The organism is Collinsella aerofaciens, from assembly GCF_032584215.1.
Classification (GTDB): domain Bacteria; phylum Actinomycetota; class Coriobacteriia; order Coriobacteriales; family Coriobacteriaceae; genus Collinsella.
On the sequence record NZ_JAWHPN010000046.1, the window covers coordinates 1 to 4,365 of the forward strand.

Sequence of the window (4,365 nt, forward strand, 5' to 3'; positions counted from 1 at the left end):
GGATTGTCGCCAAACAAAGATCCGGGTGGGCGCTCGGGCAAATTCTCTGTTTGGCTGGGAAGAGCATAGCATTCGGGGGCCTTGCGGTCCCCGAATCATCACCTGTTATCTAAACTGTTAGATTTTGGAAAAACTTTCCGGAGGCGCGGGCGCCGCTGGGACGAGAGCGCGGCGCGGACTCGAGGGCAAGGGATCCGCGATGCCGGATCCGGCCCGCGGGGCGCGCCCCGCGGGCGGCGGCGCTGCCGCCGCCCTCCTCCCCGGCGCCCCCAGGGCATCTCGGGTTCCGCCGCTCGCCGGTTTTCGCTTCCACCCCACGGGCCGCCATCCGCCCAACGACCATCCCGCCGGCGCCGGGCCCATTATCGGGGCCGATCGCGCTCCCGCCGACCCGGCGATTTCAAAACCATGCCGGTTTACGGGGCCAGGCCGGGAACCCCCGAGCATGCCGTAATCGGTAAAATCAAAACAGCAGGTAGACGACTTGCGCATTCAGCGAAATGCAGGGTATGGACGGCCGGTCCGGGTCCAGCCCCGTAATCCGGCATGGTTTTGAAATGATACTAATTCACTAGCAGGAAAACTAGGTCGTTCTAGCGCCTTGTCGCCGGGTAATTTCCGAGTTCCAACCAGTTGCACAGAACATTTGCTCGCAGTCGCGTCTCGGCGCGCTTCATTGCCTCGGATTTGGCTTTATATCGAATCCCCAAACGACTGCAGACGCTTTTGACTATGGCGTCTAGCTGTTTTTTGTCGTTAAGCATATCGTGGGTTACCAGGAACACATCGAAACCCATGCTCTGGAGCGCAGTCATGCGCTCCGCATCTTGGTCAAGTACCGCGCCTGACCCATGGATGACCTCACCTTGGATTTCGATAATTGCTGCCTTCATTAGGATTGGGTTTACAATCACGATGTCACCGTAGCAAACCTTTTGACCTGCGATGCTTTGGGCTTCCTCGGATAGAGGGGTTAAATCGTTGAGGTATACGTATCTGAATCCTGAACCACCTAGACGTCGAGAACGACTTAGAAGCAGGACCCCCGCGACCTCGAGCGGAGACGCAGCAATGCCGATAACCTGCTGAGCGGCATCATAAAACTGCTTTCCCCACATTTGACTTTTGACCTTTTCGGCGAATCGATGCAAGTCGCTCAGTTCGATGAGTGGCTTTCTCATCCAAAGCGAAGTACCTTTGAGTTTCGTAACCTCTCTTCCATCCTCGCGATTGTTCGTTTGGCCTTCATTTGCTGGGACCTTTACGGTTGTGCGGGCATAAACTTGTTTCCAAGGAATCTCGTCTTCGCCTTCTCCAAGTTCGAACAGATCCTGCGTGCTGGAATTGCGATTCTCCTTTAACGCGATTTTTAACTGCATTTCGACAGCGGGGGTCGGCTCGAAAACAGAAAACCAGCCGCAAAGTTCGTACATAGCCAGTACGAGATCTATTTGGGACACAAAGCGTGTCATAGTAAATAACGTGTTAAGCGGATTGGTGACGCTAAAGCCTAAATGAGTGTCGGTTGTTGTGCCGGTATCCGAAGCCCCTTCCCAGCGAATAGTGGAGCGCAATCCCGAGTGGTGATTACAACAACCTGGCGAAGCAACAGCGATAATCGGGGTCTTGAGGACATCGGTTACGAAAGGGGCTTGGGATAGGGCCCGCCAGCCGTCATCGGAGCTGGGTAGGCGCGGGTAGAGATCATGCACCTGCGGTGGGCAGCGCCAGTAGCGGAATGCGGTGTTTGCGCAGACGATTTCGTCCATTTGCGCCTCCCCTGGTATCGGCCGTAGGCCATGCGAATTGCGGGCATGGCCGATTATCTACCGGGGCATCATGCGGGTAAGTACCGGAAGCAAACCAAAAGCTTGACGAGTTCCGCCGGAAAACTGTCGTGTGATAGAAATCCGCTGGAAGGTGCTCTGGGCATATGGTCCCTGTCTCCACATTTGCGCTTGGATTACATGGGGAATTCAATGAAAATTCGCATGCGTTTTATACAAAACGGGCAATGGCGTCAGCATAAAGGGTGCGATAAAAAATGACGCCTTAGACGACTACGATTTGATTTTGATGTCACTTTTGGTGTCAGCCTTGGTGTCAAAATAAAAAAAGGCCAGAGGCTTAATACCTCTGACCTGTACTTTAGATGGTGGGCGATACAAGATTCGAACTTGTGACCCCATCCGTGTGAAGGATATGCTCTACCCCTGAGCCAATCGCCCGTCGCCTTTCGGCAAAAGAGATACTAACATAGCCGCGCGTGGTTTACCAAGAACTTTTTGCCCTCGATTTTAAATTCGTGGTCGCAAGCAAAGCCAACGTAGGCAGACCACCCAGCAAACCTGCAGCTAATCCCCCATTTATCGCTTAATCCACGAAGTCTCGGGGCGGCAGATGAGTCGCGCGTTGTTGTAAGCCATGTCGAGCGTGAGACAGGTGCGCGCGGCGTAGAAACCGTCCTCGCGTTGGATGGTCAGCGCCAGCTCGGGCTTGTCGCCGGTCAGGCACAGCGGTAGGAGTAGCTGGATCCGGCCGCCGTAGAACTGCGGCACCGCGAGCGTATAGTTGGCTGCGGCGCGGCGGGCGGCTTCGACGACGGCTCCCTCAAAGGCACGGCGCAGCAGCAGCGAGTTGCCCTCCCCCATCAGGCTGGCGGGGATGCGCGTAAGGTTCTCCCCGTCGCCCAGAATGTGGTCGATGTTGGAGCGGATGGGCAGTCGGTAGTCATAGACCAGCTCGGAGGGGTCCTCGGCAAAGCGCACGCGGCACGGCAGGTACTCAAACGAGACCAGCATGGGGTCGCTCTCCTTAAAGAAGCCCTTCAAAAACCAGCGCTGGCGCGCGTCGGGCTTGGTGTTGGGCTCAAACAGGCCGTAGATGGTCTCGTAGCGGCGCGTGTACAGGCCGGTGTTGAATAGGCAACGGTCGTCGTCGAACACCAGCGGTAAGTTGGACGGGGCGGTCTGGTCCACGTCACGCTCGGTCAAGAACACCGCGCGGCTAAATGAGAACGACAGGTAGTTTTTGAGGATGCGGTTGCCGGGACCCCAGTCCTCGGGGTCGGCGAGGTCGACCAGGCGGTCGTAGCAGGGCTCGGGGCAAAACGCGAAGTCGTACACATTGCTGCACAGGGTGCTTGGGATCTCCATGTGGCGTCCATTCCATTTCATAGTTAGAGTTTGGATGCTTAGATTTTATACGTGCGACGCACCGTCGAGACACACAACGCAATTGCGGCGCAGCTCGTCGGCGAGTTCTGCTCGCGTGCGGTTTCCGGAAACAAGGTCCTGGATCCAGGCGTAGTGCTGGTTGTCTTTGGGTTCCGGGCTATCGGAAAGTACGGTTGGAGCACTAGCGGCGTAACAGGAAGGTCCCGCCCGTCAACATCGGCAATCATGAGTTGACAAGCGTAATCATGGTTCAATTGCGGTTTAGCAATAGAATGTCAGGGAATCATCACCAAAGGTTTAGCGCCACTTGTCACAAATGTATCGATGGTTCATGGTGATTAGTTTTGAAAGATCCCTGAGATCCTTAGCCGGAATCTTGCTCTCGTTGTTCGCAAGTGTGCATCCGCCATTTTTAGTGAGCCAAAACTTAGTCGAGTTAGCAGCCGCCCTCTTTACCCCTACATGGATGTGAACGGGTTCTCCGTTTTCCGCGATCCAAAAGAACAGAACATACTGTCCAAAAACAAGAATTCGAGGCATTATGCCACCGCCGGTCCAGCTTTTTGCCGTTCTGCAAGCTCGAAGATAAACGGAGCGTTTGATCTAACGAACTCGGTCAAAAAATCCAGATCGTCAGTAGAAAATCCTTCGACGTTAAACCATTTGACCGCAGGTAGAAAGCATTCTGCATGGTCAAAACCAAAATCAACCGGGCGCTCGACGGCTACGCGAACGGTCCCGTCGTCTCGTGTTTCTGAGTAGGCAAACTGAGTGCCGTCATCTAGCTGAACATAGCTCCAAAGCATTGCTGCCTCCTTAGTGTTTATATCCAAGTATAAACAGCCGCTTAGATGCAACGTGATGCGAATCGAATTATTCCCATAAGACCTGAACTGCTGATTATTTGATTTGTTGAGTTTTGAGCTATCTCACACTTCAGTGTCTTTTTGGCATGGAAAACCGTCATTGTGCGATGGTCGGACTTTATGTCAAGGATCGTATTCAGATTCAAGCGCTCGCATGCTTAACTACTTGCAGGCGCTTGAATCCTATAGATTGCCCAAGGCTCTGTTAGACCAGGATTGACATTCCGCCCCGTCATCTTCTTGCGATTGCACAATGGTCGCCCCTTGTCGAATCTGAATCCGGCAAGGGGCGATGCGCCCGAGACCGGACGAGTTGCTCGCCT

The 4,365-nt window shown here is 54.4% G+C and carries 4 protein-coding genes and 1 tRNA gene; all 5 read right to left on the minus strand.

What is annotated here, in order from left to right; all coding sequences use genetic code 11:
* Positions 1-593 precede the first annotated feature (593 nt).
* Positions 594-1,769, minus strand: a complete 1,176-nt coding sequence (locus RX395_RS09550; RefSeq protein WP_316367212.1) for a hypothetical protein — start codon at positions 1,767-1,769, stop codon at positions 594-596.
* Positions 1,770-2,153: 384 nt separating this feature from the next.
* A tRNA-Val gene (locus tag RX395_RS09555) sits at positions 2,154-2,228 on the minus strand.
* Positions 2,229-2,366: 138 nt separating this feature from the next.
* Complete coding sequence (locus RX395_RS09560) at positions 2,367-3,155, minus strand: DUF3825 domain-containing protein (protein WP_316367214.1); 789 nt, start codon at positions 3,153-3,155, stop codon at positions 2,367-2,369.
* Positions 3,156-3,473: 318 nt separating this feature from the next.
* Positions 3,474-3,716, minus strand: coding sequence for a DUF4160 domain-containing protein (locus RX395_RS10295; protein WP_394815236.1), 243 nt, complete (start codon positions 3,714-3,716; stop codon positions 3,474-3,476).
* Positions 3,716-3,982 (minus strand): hypothetical protein, encoded by a 267-nt coding sequence (locus tag RX395_RS09565; protein WP_117762964.1) that lies wholly within the window; start codon positions 3,980-3,982, stop codon positions 3,716-3,718. Before RX395_RS09565 ends, RX395_RS10295 begins: the two co-directional genes overlap by 1 nt.
* Positions 3,983-4,365 lie beyond the last annotated feature (383 nt).